The sequence below is a fragment of the Luteitalea sp. genome, from assembly GCF_044337415.1.
GTDB lineage: Bacteria > Acidobacteriota > Vicinamibacteria > Vicinamibacterales > Vicinamibacteraceae > Luteitalea.
Map to the genome: position 1 here is coordinate 15,788 of NZ_JBIINP010000027.1, position 15,966 is coordinate 31,753.

Genomic DNA, 15,966 nt, shown 5'->3' on the forward strand with positions numbered 1-15,966 from the left:
CCCCGCACTACAACGCAGAGGTGTCCCACACCTTCGACGAGGTCGTCGCCACCTACCGCACGTTCGGCCACCGCCACTATGGCGAAGACGTCACCGAACTCCAGCATGCCCTGCAGTGCGCCACGTTCGCCCAGGCGGCCGGCGAGCCGGCGGAGGTCGTCGCGGCAGCGCTGCTGCACGACTATGGTCATCTCTGTCATGCCCTCGGCGAGGACATCGCCGACCACGGCATCGACGCGCGACACGAGGAGATCGGCTACGCGCTGCTGAGGGAGACGTTCACCGACGGCATCGCCGACGCCGCGCGCCTCCATGTGGCGGCCAAGCGGTACCTGTGCCTCAGGGACCCCGGGTACGAGGGGGGCCTGTCGGACGCGTCACGCACCAGCCTGCACCTGCAGGGCGGCGTGATGTCGGAGGAAGAAGCGCTCGCCTTCGAGCGAGAGCCGCACTTCGCCCTGGCGGTGCGTGTGCGTCGCTACGACGACATGGGCAAGGTGGCCGACATGCCGACGCCCGACCTCGAGGCGTTCCTGCCGTTGCTCAGCAGCTTCGTGCGGCAGGCCTGATCGTGGACGCCCTGTTGCGGCGTTGGATGTCGCGCCCCTGGGTCTTCACGACCTGGAGCGTGCTGGCGGCGTTCGGCGCGTACGCGGCGATGTACGGGTTCAGGAAGCCGTTCACCGTGGGCGTCTACGGCGGCCCCGATGCCAAGGCATGGCTCGTCACCGCGCAGGTGGTCGGGTACATGCTGTCGAAGGTGATCGGGATCCGTGTGATCGCCGAGATGCCGGCGTCGCGACGCGTCGTGTCGCTGCTCGGCAGCGTGGCCGTCGCGCAGGTGGCGCTCGTGCTGTTTGCCATCACGCCGTGGCCCTTCAACAGTGCCTGGCTGCTGGTGAACGGCCTCGCGCTCGGCCTCGTGTTCGGCCTGGTGCTCGGTTTCGTCGAGGGGCGATGCCAGACGGAACTGTTCGTGGCGGGCATGTGCGCCAGCTTCATCCTCGCCGATGGCGCCGCCAAGTCGGTCGGCGCGATGGTCCTGGCGTACGGGGTGGCGGAGCGCTGGATGCCGGCCGTGGCCGGCCTGCTGTTCTCGGCGCCGCTGGTGCTGTTCGTCTGGATGCTCACGAGGATTCCGGCGCCGTCGGCCCGCGACGAAGCGGAGCGTTCGCGGCGCGTCCCGATGAACGCCGCCCATCGCGTGGCCATGCGCCAGCGGATGGGCGTCGGGCTGACGGGCCTCCTGCTGGCCTACCTGCAGATCACGATGCTGCGCAGCGTGCGCGCCGACTTCGCGCCGGAGATCTGGGCCGGCCTCGGTCTCGGGCACCAACCGGCCATCTTCACGACCTCCGAGTTGTGGGTCACGCTGCTGGTGGTCGGCGTCAACGGCAGCCTGGTGCTGGTGCGTGACAATCGGCGGGCCTTCCTGTGGGGGCTGACGCTCTCGGTCGCGGGCCTGTGCGTGGCACTCGCCGCACTCGTTGGCCACCGCCTCGGCATGCTGTCGCCGTTCCCGTTCATGGTCCTGCTCGGCGCGGGCATGTATGTGCCCTACGTGGCCGTGCACACGACGCTGTTCGAGCGCCTCATCGCTCTCACGCGCGAGCAGGGCAACATGGGCTACCTCATGTACCTGGCCGACGCCGTCGGCTACCTGGGCTACGCGGCCATCCTGGTCTCGCGGGCGCTCCTGCCGAACCCGCAGGACTTTCTCGGCTTCTTCACCCAGCTCGCCGGCGGCCTGCTCGTTGTCGCCCTGGTCGCCATGCTGAGCGCAGGCGCCCTCCATGCTCGCGGAGTCGAGTGGCGCGTCTCCCGCCCATCGGCCTGAGCGGACGGGTCGCCCTCGCCCCGATCTGTCGACGGCTCCGGAGCACTGACCTCCGGGCCAGCAGCTGACGCCCGGCGGACGAGACCCTCGCGTGAGGACCTCGCCCGCGCGGACGGGAGGCCGGCGTCAGAACGTGACGCGGAGCCCCAATTGCACCTGGCGGGCGTCGAAGGTGCCCGTGATGGTGCCGAACGCCACCGAACTGAAGTTGCCGTTGGGCGCCGCGAAGTTCGTGCGGTTCAGCAGGTTGAAGGCCTCACCGCGCACCTCGAGGTTCGTCCGGGGGCCGATGGGGAGCCGGAAGCGCTTCTGCACGGCAAAGTCCACCGACCAGTAGAGGGGCCCGCGCACCGTGTTGCGCTCGGCGTTGCCGAAGGGCGCGGACACGGCCGGGATGGAGAAGGCGGCGCGATTGAAGTAGTTGGTGATCGACTTGTCGCCGTATGGATCCCCCGTCACGTTCGGCCGGTAGTTGTTGGCGCCGCGGAAGTCGGCCGTGATGCCGGAGACCTGCGCCTGCGCCGTCGGAACGTAGGTGAAGGTCACCGGGTCGCCGGCGTTCAGGAGGCTGATGAAGGCGATCTGCCACCCGCCGAGGATCGCGTCGGCCAGGGCCGGCAGGTTCCCCAGGTAGCGGCGTCCGGTGCCCACCGGTACGTCCCACACCAGGCTGCTGGTCCAGTTGTAGGGCTGGTCGTAGCCGGAGATGGCGTACTCGGCGTCGATGTTGTTGAAGTCCTGGACGGCCGGTGAGTTGCCGTTCGGGTTCTCGAGCGAGCCGGCGCCGCTGTCACGGGACCGCGACAGCGTCAGCGCGTTGACGAAGGCGAATCCGCTCGCGCGCGTCTCGGTCTTGAGCTGGAAGCCCTGATAGTCGGAGCGTCCGCCGTTCCACGCATAGGTGATGTCGCCGAACGAGGCGATCGGCCGGCGCGCCTGCAAGGACAGCGACTCGCCCGGCGCGTTGGGGCGCGCCTGGTTGAAGTTGGCGAACTGCAGCAGGCCGTCGGCGCGATTGCCCACGTACGCGACGTCGACGATGGTGCCGCGGAACAGCTCGCGCTGCAGCGACACGTACCAGCTGTCGACGCGACTCGAGCGGTAGTCGTTGGGCATGTACGTCACGTTGGCCGCTGTCGGGTTGAAGTTGGCTGCTGCATTCCAGCCGAGGGGGAAGCCCTGCTGCTGCGTGCGGAACGACGCGGCCGTCGGGTCGTTCTGGACGGCCACGGCGTTGATCACCTGCGGGCCGTTGATCGCCAGGATGTTGCCGCCGCCGGCGCGCTGGAAGTGGACGTACGACGTGCCGTAGCCGCCGCGGACGACCGTCGACGGCGTCAGCGACCAGGCGAAACCGACGCGCGGCGCCAGGTTGTTGCGGTCGGGCCGGATCGTCGAGCGGTCCTCCATCGACCCGTCGCGCGCCGGGATCATCGCCAGCGCGACCGGGTCGAAGTTCGACAGCACGTTGTTGGCCTCCCACTGTGGCGTCGCGTACTCGTAGCGCACGCCGACATTGAGCGTGAGCGCGTCGCTGAGGCGGATGTCGTCCTGCACGTAGGCGAAGTGCATACGCTGCCGCATGTCGGCCGCCAGGATGTTGCTGAGGCCGTACTGCGACTGGTAGCCGAACATGAAGTCCGACAGGTTGTAGATCGTGTTGGCGGCCGCCCCGGTCGGGCGCGTGAACTGGCCGGCATAGACGTTGATGCCGTAGAGCGGGTTCACGTCCTGCACCTGCGTGTGAATCTCCTGGAACTCGTAGCCGACCTTGAGCGACTGCCGGCCGCGGACGAAGGCGTAGTTGACCTTCGGGTTCCATGCGCTCGGGTACTGCCACTGCGGGTTGGTAGCCTGCCGCCCGAGCTGCGTCAAGCCCGTGATGTTCAGCGAGGGCAGGCCGCCGGCGACGCGGGGATCGTCGGGCAGGCCCGTGATGCCGTAGGCGTCGAACGCGCTGGCCGTGCCGAGCGACAGCGGGTCCTTGCCGGCCTTCGTGTCGGACCACCCGAAGCGCACCTCGAGCAGCTGCGTGGCCCCGGGCATGTACGTCGCGCCGAGCGCCAGCTGCTTGTTGCGCACGTACGTCGTGCCGTTGCTGTTGCCGCCCGAGGGCAGCGGCAGCGTCGGCTCGTCGACGATCAGCGTGTCGCGGTCGCCGTAGCGACCGAAGATCGAGAGCCGCGACGACAGCCGCCCGTCGAGCTTGATGTTGAACTTGTCGGTGTCGTTGGTCGACAGCACCGTCCGCCGGTAGTTGTTCGAGACGCCGGCGCTCGTGGGCTCGGGCAGCTCGGCCAGCACCTTGCGTGCCAGGTCGGTCATCGGAATCGTGCTGCCGGCCGCGTAGACCGTGCCCGTGCGCGGATCCCGGACCGGGACCGCGAGGATGCCGTTGCGCTGCGCCATGTCGGGAATCGAGGCGAATCCGATCGTCTCGCGGTCCTGACGAAGGCCCTCGTAGTCGGCGAAGAAGAACGTCCGGTTCCGGAGGATCGGTCCCCCGAGGACGAACCCGAACTGGTCGCGCGTGAGCTTCGGCTCGGTCCCGGCGGCCGGCTTGAAGAAGCCCGTGGCGTTGAGCGACGGGTCGCGCCGGTATTCCCAGGCCGAGCCGCTGAGCGTGTTGCTGCCGCTCTTGTACGCCACGTTCATCGTGCCGCCGCCGCTGCGCCCGTACTCGGCGCTCATGTTGTTGGTCACCACGCGCATCTCGGCGAGCGCGTCGGGCGGCGGCTGGATCACCTGGTTGGACAGGCCCTGGTTGCTCGTTCCGTACGCGTTGTTGTCGACGCCGTCGAGCAGGTAGTTGTTGTAGGTGCTGCGCAGCCCGTTGATCGTGAACGAGCCCTCGCGGCCGGTCCCCTGCGTGTTGTTGATGGCCGAGCGACGCACGCCAGGGGCGAGGAGCGCCAGCGCCGAGTACTCGCGGCCCGGGAGCGGCAGGGCCACGGCCTGCTCGGAGGTGATGACCGAACTGCGCTGGCTCGAGTCGCGCTCGAGCCGCACACCCTGGGCCTGCACCTCGATCGACTCACTCAGGTCGCCGACCTTGAGCATCACGTCGACGCGCTGGCGGTTGCCGATGGCCAGCGCGACGTCTGGGACGGTCGTCGTGGCGAAGCTCGAGAGCTCCACCTTGACCTCGTAGCGGCCGACACGCAGCGTGAAGAACTCGTAGGCGCCGCTCGCGTTGGTGACCGTCACCTGCGTGACGTTGGTCGCGAGGTTGCGCAGGGTGACGGTGGCGCCGGGGAGGGCGCCGCCGCTGTCGTCGGTGACGGTCCCCGTGATGGAGCCGGTTTCGAACTGCGCCCATGTCGGCGTGACGCAGACGAGCATGAAGACCCAGACCAGCATGAGTCGAGTGATGGCCAACAACACTGCCTCCTGAAATGGACGAGGGTGCAAGGCGTCGCACGGATCGGCGACGGACCCCCTCAGGCTAGGGAGGCGGCCTGACGTTCCTGTGACGACCGCGATGCACCGTTGTCATGTGTGTGGCCTGTCACGGCGGCGTCACGGCCGCGCGCTAGCGTGCCGCCATGCCGATGCCGTTCCTGCGACTCGCCGTCCTCGCCGCCCTGTCGATCAGCACACTGGCGGCGCCGCCAGCGGGCACCTTCGTGATCGCCCATCGTGGGGCGTCTGCCTACGCGCCCGAGCACACGGCCGAGGCCTACAATCTGGCCATCGCGCAGGGGGCCGACTATGTCGAGCAGGATCTCGGCATCACGAAGGACGGCGTACTCGTCTGCACGCACGACACCATGCTCGAGCGCACGAGCAACGTGCGTGCGCTGTTCCCTGATCGTTACACCGAGGTCACGCGGCAGGGGCGTGTCGAGCGTCACTGGTTCGTCGACAGCTTCACGCTCGCCGAGATCAAGCAGCTCGATGCCGGATCGTGGCTCGACCCGAAGTTCGCCGGCGCGAAGATGCTCACCTTCCAGGAAGCCATCGACCTGGTGAAGGGGAAGGCCGGCTTCTTCCCGGAGTTGAAGACGCCAGGCCGGTTCAGGAGCCTCGGCTTCGATCCCGAAGCGCTGGTGGCCGATGCGCTTCGCAAGAACGGCCTCGTGGGCACCTCGTTCAAGGGACGTCCGGAAGTGCACCTGCAGGTCTTCGAGGAAGACAGCCTGCGGCGCCTGGCGAAGGTTCTCCCCGACGTGCCGCGGAGTTTCCTCATCGGATCAGCAGACGGCGCGAAGCGGTGGCTCACGCCGGCCGGCCTGTCCGAACTCCGCACCTTCGCCACCGGCATCGCGCCGGCGTACCAGATCGTCGACCGCATGCCGTCACTCGTGGCTGACGCGCACGCCGCTGGACTGACCGTGGTGCCGTACACGTTCGCGATGCGCCCGGTGAAGGACCCGTATCCCGACGCGCCCGCCGAGTGGCGTGCGGCCATCGAGCAGTCGCTGCGCAGCCTGCCGACCACGCGTGAGGCCCTGACGGCCGAGATGCGCCGGTTCGTCGACGTGCATCGCGTCGATGGCCTCTTCACCGACAATCCGGACCTCTTTCCTCGCTGACGTGCGGGCCTGCCTTGCCATCGATACGCAGGCGTCGCCGGAGTGTCACGTGGCTCTGGGACCATCGCCCCGCGATGCCAGAACCGTGGGCAACCCGGCCAGGTCACGACGGGCCCGCGCGGTGCGTCGCGTGGGGGAGCAGAGTCACCCAGCCATGACATTCCAACAACTGTCCGTCCCGGTCAGCGATGTGAGCGGTGGAGACGCGCTGCCTGCCGATCCGTATGACGACGTGCTCGCCGGCGCTGCGGCGCTGCGGCGACAGTCGCTGATCAACGTCGAGCGTGACGGTGACGCTCGACGCCTCCTCTTCCGCGGCGCCGACCATGTCGAGGTCCGTCGCTGGATCGACCAGGAGCAGTCGCTGGTCGGGCTCCTCCGCTTCGGGGATGTCCGGCGCGCGATCTCGGGCGCGCTCTGCGTCTCGGTCGCGCCTGCGGCGCCGGCGCGGGCTGCCCTGGAACTCCTGACGGAACTGTCGGGGGAGTGAGCCTGCTGCGCCGCCTGCCTGCCGCATGAACTCCACGACCGCCCTCGGTTCCCCGTCGTCCATGCCGTCGTTGTACGACCGGCTGGCGCCGCTGTACGACGTGGTCTACGGATTGGGCCTGCAACCGGGCCGCCGACGGGCCATGGCGGCGATGGCAGTGCGCGCCGGAGAGCGCGTGCTCGAAGTCGGCATCGGCACCGGACTCGGTGCCCTCACGTATCCGGCAGGCGTGTCGGTGGTCGGTATCGACCTGTCGGCCGCGATGCTGCGTCGTGCCGCGCACCGGTTCCGCAGGCCGCCGCAGGCCCACGTGGCGTTGGCGCGGATGGACGCCGGGGCCCTGGCGTTGCCCGACGACACGTTCGATGCGGTGTATGCGCCCTACATGGTCAACGTCGTCCCCGACCCCGTGGCCGTGGGCCGGGAACTGCGTCGCGTGTGCCGGCCCGGCGGACGGGTCGTGCTGCTGAACCACTTCGCCGGCGCCGGGGCCGCGTCGCCAGTGGTCGACCGACTGGCCGGGCGCATCGCCGCGCGCCTGGGAGACGTCGACTGGGACATCGACCTCGGGACCTTCCTCGCCGGTTCCGGGCTCGCCGCGTTGTCGGTCGAGCGTGTCAACTTCGCCGGCGTGTCGACGCTGGTGGTGTGCCGTGTTCCATCCCGCACCCTTCACCCGCCATGTCCATCCAAGGAGGTGTCATGACGTTTGCCGAGACGCTGCGCCAGCAGCGGTGGGACGACCACCGCTACTATCACCATAACCGCATCAACCAGTCGCTGCACCTGGTCAGCGCGCTGAGCTTCCTGGCCGCGTACGTGTGGCTGTTCGTGGAGCCGACCATCGCGGTGATGATCGCGTGGCTGGTCTCGATGCCGACCCGGCAGGCCGGCCACTTCTTCTTCGAGCCGCATACCTACGACGAGGTCAACCAGGCGACCCACGAGCACAAGGAAGCGATCAAGGTCGGCTACAACCTCGCGCGCAAGGTGGTGCTCCTCTCGATCTGGTTGCTCTCGCCGCTGGTGCTGCTGCTCGACCCTTCGGTGTTCGGCTGGCTCACCCCGCACCACGACGCGTGGAGCCTCGCGCACAACGTGTCGATGCTGTGGCTCGTCGTCGGCGTCGGCGGCGTCCTGTTCCGGATGGTCCAGCTGTTCGTGCTGGCCGACGTCCAGACGGGGCTGGCGTGGGGCACGAAGATCCTCACCGATCCCGTGCACGACATCACGCTCTACTGGCGCGCCCCGCTGCAGGTGCTGCGCGGCGAGTTGTATGCGCCCGCGCACACGACGCGCGAGGCCTAGCCGGGGCGTCCCCGACGGCGGCCAGGTCTGGCCGCCGCCGGACTCACGCCGGACCCCGGCCCAGGCGGACGCGCAGCACCTCGCGCAGCACGGAGGCGCGCACCGACTTCGTGGTGGCCTCGGCCGGGTGCCACCACCAGCCGTCCTGGGCCATCTGCGCGCCGGCAGCGAGGATGCGATCGGCCACCGCGGCGACGTCATCGGACGTGTAGTCGTGGCTGAAGATCAGGCGCCCCGTCCCGATCCAGCTGAGGGCCAGTCCGTGTGCCCGCAGGTAGAACTGCAGCATCCAGTTGTAGCGCGAGGGCGCGGTGTGCCCGATGGTCCAGATGGACGACAGGTTGCCGACGCGGATGGGGAGGCCGGCGCCTTCGAAGCGTCGGTTGCACTCGAGCGCGTACCCGTCCCACCGCGCTTCCTCGTGGCGGTAGGCCTCGGCCACTGCTGGCGACTCCAGGTGCGAGAGGAAGGCATCCATCGTCGCCATGACGTACGGATGGGCGTTGAAGGTGCCGCGGGCAAAGCAGATGTCGCTGGGACGGTCTTCGCGGAACCGCTTCATCAGCGCCGCCTTGCCGCAGAGCACGCCGACGGGCAGTCCGCCCCCGAGGCTCTTGCCATAGGTCACCAGGTCGGCGCCGACGCCGAAGTACTCCTGGGCGCCGCCGAGCGCCAGGCGGAAGCCGACGAAGACCTCGTCGAAGATCAGCACGATGCCGCGCCGCGTGCAGACGGCGCGGAGGTCGGCCAGCCAGGCCTCGTAGCGGTCTCGCTGTGGCGTCGCCCGCCTGTCGCCGGCGATGAGCGTGCCGTCGCTGGGGGCCCCGCTGTTGGGGTGCAACGCCTGAATCGGGTTGACCAGCACACAGGCGATGTCGTCGCGGGTCTCGAGCACGCGCAGGGTCCGTTCGGACATGTCACCGAGCACGTACACGTCGCCGACGGCCCTGGGGTTGCCCACGCCGGGCTGCACGCCGTCCCACCAGCCGTGGTAGGCCCCGACGAACTGCACGACGTGCGATCGGCCGGTGTGGTAGCGCGCCAGCCGGACGGCCTGCATCACGGCCTCGGTCCCGGACATGTGGAACGACACCTCGTCGAGGCCGGAGATCCGGCGGAGCCGTTCCACGTTGGCCTCGACCACCGGGTGGTACGCGCCGAGCACCGGGCCGAGGTCGCGCGCCCGCGCCACGCCGTCCTCGATGCAGCGCTTGTAGAAGTCGTGCCCGAACACGTTGACGCCATACGAGCCCGCGACGTCGTAGTAGCGATGGCCGTCGAGGTCTTCCAGGAACACCCCCGACGACGCCTGCAGCACGCGCCCGACCTGGAGGTGCGAGCGGAGGTAGCGCGCGTACTGGAAGGGCACCTGGTATGCCTTGATGAACTGCAGGTCCGACACCATCGGCTCGAGCCGGGTGGTGGCCGCAATCGACCGCGGCGAGCGCTGCGCCAGCAGTGCGGCCAGTCGCCCGAAGCCCTCGCGCCTGGCCATGACGATGTCTGGCGGGGCGCCGTCGGCACCGAAGAACATCGCCTCGTCGTAGCTGTAGCCCGGCAGCAGCCGGGCTATCCGCCGCGCCAGCCGCACATGGCCCTGCAGCGACGGGTGCTTGGCGCGCGACAACTGCAGGCGCCTGCGGCCCGCCCGCGCTGCCCACACGCTTGCCGGCAGACCCACCGACGCCAGCGCCACCCACTCACTCGTCATCACGTCTCCTCATGTCTCTCCGCCGCCTGATCGATGCCGCCGTCGCCCACGACGGCGTGAACTTCGTGATGACCAACCGCGTGCCGCGTCGCGCGCTCACGCAGTTCATGGGCTGGTTCAGCCGCATACGCCAGCCGCTGATCCGCGACATCTCCATCGCGGCGTGGCGCTGGTTCGATCCATCGCTCGACCTCACCGAGGCGAGGCACACGCGGTTCGCCAGCCTGCACGACTGCTTCATTCGGGAACTGCGCACCGGGGCGCGGCCCGTTGCCGGCGCCACCGATGTGCTCGTGAGTCCCGCTGATGCCATCGTCGGGGCACACGGCCGTATCGCGGAGGGCTGGGTGGTCCAGGCCAAGGACGACCGCTATCCGCTCGCGGAACTGCTGTGCGACCCGGCGCTGGCCACGGCGTACACCGGTGGCGCGTTCGTCACGCTCCGACTCACCGCGGCGATGTACCACCGGTTTCATGCCCCGGAGGATGGGATCGTGCGCCGGGTCACCTACGTGCCGGGCGATGTCTGGAACGTGAATCCGCCGGCCCTCCGTCGTGTGGCCCGGTTGTTCTGCCGCAACGAGCGCGCCGTGGTGCAACTGGAGGTGGAGGGGCTGTCGGCGCCGCTGCTGCTCGTTGCCGTGGCGGCCGTGCTCGTGGCCAGCATCCGGGTGCACGCGCTCGGTGGCCTCGTCCGCACGGAGCGCCCGTCGGTCCGTGCTTGCGCGAGCCCCGTCGCTCGCGGCGACGAGATGGGCTGGTTCGAGCACGGATCGACGATCGTGGTGATCGCCCCGCCGGGCATCGAGCCTTGTGAGGGCCTCCGTGAAGGCACCGGCATCCGCATGGGCGAGCCATTGCTGCGCCGCGTGTCGCGGTGAGGACACGGCCCACAGCCTAACGGTCCCATCTGACGGCCGCGTGACGATGTGTCGCACCGGCATGCGTCTCGGGCGCGAAGTTTACGAAGCCTACATCGCGACATCACCCGATGGTCACGCGACACCCGCACGCTGCAGGAGGCTGGCGTCCGCTGCCGGACGCGTCCGACGCCTTCGGAAGGGGGGCTCGTGAAGATCGACACGCACGTCCACACCCACTACTCGGGCTACACCGGGCTCGCGCCCCTCACGCGGTTGATGCGCGAGTCATACAACACGCCGGAGCGCGTGTATGCCCTGGCGAAAGCCCGTGGCATGGACCTGGTCGCCATCACCGATCACGACACGATCAGCGGCGCCCTCACTCTGGCAGAGCGGCCGGACGTGATCGTCGGCTGCGAGGTGACGGCGCACTTCCGTGATGGCGTGCGGGTGCACCTCAACGTGCTGGACATCACCGAGGCCCAGTTCGCCGAGATCGATCGGGCGCGGCTCGCGATTCACGAGCTGATGCCGTACCTGCGGGCCGAAGGCATCTTCGTGAGCCTCAACCACGTGGCGTCGCGCGTCAACGGGCACGTCACTGCCGCGCACCTGGCCTGGCTCCTGCCCTGGGTCGACGGCATGGAGGTGCGCAACGGATCCCGGCTCGCGGTGCAGAACAGCGCGGCGTGCGCGCTGGCGGCCGCAGCAGGTTCGGTGCCGTGCGGCGGGAGCGATGCACACACCGAGCGTGGCATCGGCCGCACCTGGGTCGAGGCGCCGGCGGCCACCTGCCGGGCGTCGTTCATGCGCGAACTGCGCGCCGGTCGCGTGCAGGTGGGCGGGCAGCACGGCCACTACTTCACGATGGCGTCCGACATCCTCCGGTTCGCCACGAACTTCTATCGCGAGCGGATCGGGATGCTGCTGCGCCACCCGTTGGCGTGGCGGAACCACGCCGTGTGCGGTGTGGCGATCGCGGCGTGTCCGCTGGTCCTGGTCCCGCTGGTCCTGGCCCACGGCCACTTCCGGGACGAGGAGCGGTTCACCGAGTCGTTGCTGCTCGACCTGGTGGCCAGGCCGCCGGTGTCGGGGCAGGCCGTCCCGGAGGCCGCGTGATGCGCGTCGGTATCTTCACCGACAACGACTTCGGCAAGATCAACGGCGTCACCACCACGCTCAAGGCCGTCCTCGACCACGCGCCGGACGACGTGACTGTGCGCGTGTACACGGCGTCGCGCGCAGCGGTGGAGACGCCAGGCTACCTCGCGCTGCGCGCTCCCGCGTTCGGGATCCCGTTCTACGAAGGCATGGACATGTGCGCGCCCCGGTTCGGCGCCTTCCTGCGGGCGGCGCAGCGCGACCGCCTCGATGTCGTGCACTACACGACGCCCGGGCCGATGGGACTCGTCGCGCAGTACGTGGCATGGCGGCTCCGGCTGCCGATGGTCGGCAGCTTCCATACACTGCTGGCCGACTACGCGGCGATGCTCAGCGGATCGCAACGGCTCGGCGACCTGATGGCGGCGTACCTCCGCTGGCCCTACGGGCGATGCCTTCGGGTGCTCGTCCCGTCGGCCGCGACGCGCGACCAACTCGTGGCCGCCCGGATCGCCCCCGATCGCCTGCACGTGTGGAGCCGCGGCGTGGACACCGTGCGATTCGACCCGAATCGGCGGTCGATGGAACTTCGTCGCGCGTGGGGTGCGGCCGATGGTCGGCCCGTGGTGGTGTACGCGGGGCGGTTGTCGGTGGAGAAGGGATTGCTCGACATCCCGGCCCTGTGGCGGTACGCGACGGCGACCGGGCCAGCACGGCTGGTCATCGCCGGCGACGGGCCGTTGCGCGCCGAGTTGCAGCGGCGGTTGCCCGAGGCGACATTCACCGGACCGCTCACGCACGATGCGCTGGCCGTGGTCATGGCCTCGGCTGACGCGTTCCTGTTTCCGAGTCGTACCGACACCCTGGGCAACGTCGTCCTCGAGGCCCAGGCGAGCGGGTTGCCCGTGCTGGTCTCCGACGCCGGTGGCCCACAGGAAAACCTCGTGCCGGGGCACTCCGGTTTCGTGTGCCGGCCTGGTGCGATGGGCGAGGGCTTCGAGGCCAGGCTCGCACAGCTGGTGGCGTCGGCAGACCTGCGGGCGCGCTTGTCCGTCGGGGCACGCCACTACGCGCTCCAGCGCACCTGGAAGGGCGCGATGCAGCCGCTGTTCCAGACATGGCGCGACGCCGGAAGCCTGGCCCAGCGCAGTCCCGCGGGGCGATGGGCGGTGCAGCCGACGTCATGGAGCTGACGCGTCGGCCGCCGGCGCCCCTCGAGCGACCGCGACCGGTGGCGCTACCGCCAGCGGTGCGCGCACTGGCTGCGTCCTGGAACTGGAAGGCGGCGGTCTGCTCGTCCATCGTCAGGGCCAGCCTGTTTGCCGCGACCAATGCGGCTGCGGGTTTCGACGCGGCCGCGCACGCTGCCCTCGTCGAACTGTCGTACAGGGGCGTGGCGTCCGGTGTGTACGGCGCCGCCACGCAGGCCCTGAGCCGCGCCAGACCGCGCTGGTGCGCCACGCTCATGGCCGTCGTGTGCCTCCCGCTGGCGGGCCACGGTGTCGAATGGCTGGTGCATCGCGCCGCCGGTACCGCCCTGTTGTCGGCCAGCATCAGCGCGTCGGTGGCGCTGAGCGTGGTGTCGACCGCGTTCAACCTGTATGCGATGCGCAGGGGAGTGCTGGTGGTAGGACCCGCCGGCGGGTCGCTGGCGCAGGACTTCCGTCGGTTGCCGCGCCTGGTGGCGGAGTTCCTGCTGGCCCCCTTCAGGGGCGTCTGACACGACAGCGTCGGCGATAGCTGCCGGCATCGGCTCGGTTCACGTGTTGCGTCGACCCTCCTGCTCGTCCGCGGGCGGAGTGTCGGGAACGCCCGCGGCCTGCTCCAGCAGGAATGCGCGGACCGCCGGGTCGGACGCGAGCCCGGCGGCGCGGGCGTAGGCCTCCCGAGCCCCGCTCGCCTCGCCCAGGCGGGCGAGCACCTGCGCGCGCAAGGCCCAGTAGGGCTGGTACGTGTTGACGAGGGCGACCGACAGGTCGTCGAGCAGCCTCAGCGCCGGCTCGGCTCCCTCAGTCTCGGCAACGGCCGCCGCGTGTCCAACGCGTGCGCCCAGACTCGGTGCCAGGCGGACCAGCCCCTCGTACAACTGGGCGATGGCCGACCAGGGCGCCAGTCCGGTGTGACGGCGCGAGGCGTGCGCGGCCTGGATGGCGGCCTCGATCTGGAACGGCCCCGGGGCCGCGAGTCGAGACGCCTCGTGCAACAGCCGGTCGGCCTCATCCATGCGGGATGCGTCCCACCGTGACACGTCCTGGCTGACCAGGGGGACGAAGCGGCCCTGCGGCGTGCGCCGCGCGTTGCGTCGCGCGTCGCTGTGCAGCATCAGCGCGAGCAACCCGCGTGCCTCCGGCGCGTCGGGCAGGAGGTCGACCACCACCCGGCACAGCCAGATGGCTTCCTCAGCCAGGTCGCTCATGCCGTCGGTGCCCTGGACCACCTCCTGCCATGCGACGCCAAATGCGGCATAGATGGCTTCGAGGACATCCCCCAGTCGCTCCTCGAGCAGCGGACCCGTGGGCACGTCGAACGGAATCCCGGCCTGCGCGATGCGTTTCTTCGCTCGCACGAGGCGCTGGCTCATGGCGGACGGTGAGACGACGAAGGCGGACGCCAGGCGCGCGGCGTCGAGGCCCAGGACGACCTGGAGCATCAGCGGGGCGCGCACCCCGCGATCGATGGCCGGGTGCGCACAGATGAACAACAGCTTCAATCGTTCGTCGGGGAAGGGCGCCTCGTCACCGGCGGGCGAGGTCTGGTCCATCAAGGCCGTCAGCGCCGGCACGGCGTCATCGCGCACGCGCTGGCGGCGTTGACTGCTCACGAGGGCGTGGCGCGCCGCCGTCAGCAACCAGGCATCGGGGCGATCGGGCACGCCTCGCGTCGGCCACGTCCGGAGTGCGGCATGCAGCGCGTCCGCGAGTGCGTCTTCAGCCGCCGCCACGTCGCGTGTGCGCGTGGCCAGGTAGGACAGCAGACGCCCGTACGAGTGGCGAGCGACGTGTTCCGCCGCCCGCCTCGCGTCGTCACTCATCACCCCTGCATCGGCGGCAGTTCGGGGCGGACTTCCACCCCCCCGGTCGACGCGCACGGCGCGCGCGCCGCCCACTGGAGCGCGTCGTCCAGCGTCGGCACGTCGACCACGAAGAACCCGCCCAACTGCTCCTTGGTCTCGGGGAAGGGCCCGTCCTGCACCTGGCGCACGCCGTCACGCATCCGTACCGTGGTTGCGAGGTCGGGGGGCTGCAAGCCGCCTCCGCCACGGACGATGCCGGCGTCCTGAAGGGCGCGGATGTACGAGGCCCAGCTGCCCCAGTAGACCTGTGAATCGGTCTGGCGGCGTCCGAAGTCCTCCGGGGTCTCGTAGAACATGATCATGTACTGCATGGCCACTCCTCTGTTCGTCAGGTGGGGTGGGGCCGGGTCATCCGGCCCGCAGCATCATGACGCGCGAGCCTTGCCCGTTTCGACACGATGGACGCCGGGGCGGGCCGACATGGTTCGTGGGCACCAGACGTCGAGGCAGGCGGGACGAGGCAGACGGGCGCGACACGCCGGGGCGTCGGCGTCGGGCAGGCGACGGCCGTCAGTCGACGACGAAGCTGAAGACCTTGTGGCGGTCGCCCATGGTCAGGAGTGACCCGAAGAGACGCACCTTCTCGACGACGTTGTCGGCCGTACGGACGACGAGCACGGTGTCACGCCTGACGAGGAAGTCGACGTAGTCGGTCGTCTCGCCCTCGAACAGGACAGCGTCGAGTGACATCGGATGGCCACCGTGCCGGGCCATCGTGGCCGCGAGCGAGAGCTCGCTGCGCTGATGCAGGCGGTCCCAGACGAAGTCCATGGGCATGTTCCGCTCGGGTCGGCTCGCGGGCAGGCGCGGCCACACCCAGGCCTCGAACTCGTCGCGGGTGAGTGCGAGGGTGCGCAGACCGGCGAGATCCCGCGACAGGAGGAGACGCAGGACCGCGCGTCCGAGGTCTTCGGGGCTGCCGAACGTGTTGGAGAGCGGTGGGCGGGAGCGCTGGCGCTGGCACGCCGCTCCTCCGACCAACGGAACCACGAGAGCCGCCAGGGCTGCCCGTCGCGAGCAGCCCTGGCGTGGGAGTGTGGGCACGGCG

At 69.8% G+C, this 15,966-nt stretch carries 15 protein-coding genes; 10 read left to right on the forward strand and 5 right to left on the reverse strand.

Translation table 11 applies throughout. The features are described 5' to 3' along the window. Positions 1 to 20 precede the first annotated feature (20 nt). Complete coding sequence (locus ACIRDX_RS07115) at positions 21 to 569, forward strand: HD domain-containing protein (protein WP_396624711.1); 549 nt, start codon at positions 21 to 23, stop codon at positions 567 to 569. Positions 570 to 571: 2 nt separating this feature from the next. Next, on the forward strand, positions 572 to 1,837 hold the full coding sequence (locus ACIRDX_RS07120; RefSeq protein WP_396624712.1) for a DUF5690 family protein: 1,266 nt from the start codon (positions 572 to 574) through the stop codon (positions 1,835 to 1,837). 126 nt (positions 1,838 to 1,963) lie between these two features. Here ACIRDX_RS07120 and ACIRDX_RS07125 read toward each other — a convergent pair whose 3' ends face one another. After that, complete coding sequence (locus tag ACIRDX_RS07125; RefSeq protein WP_396624713.1) at positions 1,964 to 5,218, reverse strand: carboxypeptidase regulatory-like domain-containing protein; 3,255 nt, start codon at positions 5,216 to 5,218, stop codon at positions 1,964 to 1,966. A gap of 164 nt (positions 5,219 to 5,382) precedes the next feature. Between ACIRDX_RS07125 and ACIRDX_RS07130 the strand changes: the two genes are divergently transcribed. From ACIRDX_RS07130 to ACIRDX_RS07145, 4 genes are all read left to right on the forward strand, one after another. Continuing rightward, positions 5,383 to 6,372, forward strand: coding sequence for a glycerophosphodiester phosphodiesterase family protein (locus tag ACIRDX_RS07130; protein ID WP_396624714.1), 990 nt, complete (start codon positions 5,383 to 5,385; stop codon positions 6,370 to 6,372). A gap of 154 nt (positions 6,373 to 6,526) precedes the next feature. Then, positions 6,527 to 6,862 (forward strand): hypothetical protein, encoded by a 336-nt coding sequence (locus tag ACIRDX_RS07135; protein ID WP_396624715.1) that lies wholly within the window; start codon positions 6,527 to 6,529, stop codon positions 6,860 to 6,862. Between the two features lie 25 nt (positions 6,863 to 6,887). Further along, complete coding sequence (locus tag ACIRDX_RS07140; protein WP_396624716.1) at positions 6,888 to 7,568, forward strand: class I SAM-dependent methyltransferase; 681 nt, start codon at positions 6,888 to 6,890, stop codon at positions 7,566 to 7,568. Then, the gene (locus ACIRDX_RS07145; protein ID WP_396624717.1) at positions 7,565 to 8,170 is read left to right on the forward strand and encodes a hypothetical protein; all 606 of its coding nucleotides are present in this window, start codon (positions 7,565 to 7,567) and stop codon (positions 8,168 to 8,170) included. The genes ACIRDX_RS07140 and ACIRDX_RS07145 overlap by 4 nt, the downstream gene beginning before the upstream one ends. A gap of 43 nt (positions 8,171 to 8,213) precedes the next feature. Here the strand turns inward: ACIRDX_RS07145 and ACIRDX_RS07150 are convergent, their stop codons facing one another. Next, positions 8,214 to 9,881 carry an aminotransferase class III-fold pyridoxal phosphate-dependent enzyme gene (locus ACIRDX_RS07150; protein ID WP_396624718.1) on the reverse strand — a complete coding sequence of 556 codons (1,668 nt, stop codon included), beginning with the start codon at positions 9,879 to 9,881 and terminating at the stop codon, positions 8,214 to 8,216. Between the two features lie 11 nt (positions 9,882 to 9,892). On the opposite strand from ACIRDX_RS07150, the gene asd reads away from it, so the two are divergent. The 4 genes from asd to ACIRDX_RS07170 all read left to right on the forward strand — a co-directional run bounded on the left by asd (position 9,893) and on the right by ACIRDX_RS07170 (position 13,565). Continuing rightward, positions 9,893 to 10,762: an archaetidylserine decarboxylase gene (asd, locus tag ACIRDX_RS07155; protein WP_396624719.1), complete on the forward strand. Its 870-nt coding sequence runs from the start codon at positions 9,893 to 9,895 to the stop codon at positions 10,760 to 10,762. A 189-nt stretch (positions 10,763 to 10,951) separates the two neighbouring features. After that, positions 10,952 to 11,863: a PHP-associated domain-containing protein gene (locus ACIRDX_RS07160; protein ID WP_396624720.1), complete on the forward strand. Its 912-nt coding sequence runs from the start codon at positions 10,952 to 10,954 to the stop codon at positions 11,861 to 11,863. Then, on the forward strand, positions 11,863 to 13,038 hold the full coding sequence (locus tag ACIRDX_RS07165) for a glycosyltransferase family 4 protein (RefSeq protein WP_396624721.1): 1,176 nt from the start codon (positions 11,863 to 11,865) through the stop codon (positions 13,036 to 13,038). The genes ACIRDX_RS07160 and ACIRDX_RS07165 overlap by 1 nt, the downstream gene beginning before the upstream one ends. Continuing rightward, positions 13,029 to 13,565: a hypothetical protein gene (locus tag ACIRDX_RS07170; protein WP_396624722.1), complete on the forward strand. Its 537-nt coding sequence runs from the start codon at positions 13,029 to 13,031 to the stop codon at positions 13,563 to 13,565. The genes ACIRDX_RS07165 and ACIRDX_RS07170 overlap by 10 nt, the downstream gene beginning before the upstream one ends. Before the next feature lie 39 nt (positions 13,566 to 13,604). Here the strand turns inward: ACIRDX_RS07170 and ACIRDX_RS07175 are convergent, their stop codons facing one another. From ACIRDX_RS07175 to ACIRDX_RS07185, 3 genes are all read right to left on the reverse strand, one after another. Beyond that, on the reverse strand, positions 13,605 to 14,876 hold the full coding sequence (locus tag ACIRDX_RS07175; protein ID WP_396624723.1) for an RNA polymerase sigma factor: 1,272 nt from the start codon (positions 14,874 to 14,876) through the stop codon (positions 13,605 to 13,607). Then, on the reverse strand, positions 14,876 to 15,229 hold the full coding sequence (locus tag ACIRDX_RS07180; RefSeq protein WP_396624724.1) for a YciI family protein: 354 nt from the start codon (positions 15,227 to 15,229) through the stop codon (positions 14,876 to 14,878). Before ACIRDX_RS07180 ends, ACIRDX_RS07175 begins: the two co-directional genes overlap by 1 nt. Positions 15,230 to 15,428: 199 nt before the next feature. Beyond that, complete coding sequence (locus ACIRDX_RS07185; protein WP_396624725.1) at positions 15,429 to 15,962, reverse strand: hypothetical protein; 534 nt, start codon at positions 15,960 to 15,962, stop codon at positions 15,429 to 15,431. Positions 15,963 to 15,966: the final 4 nt, after the last annotated feature.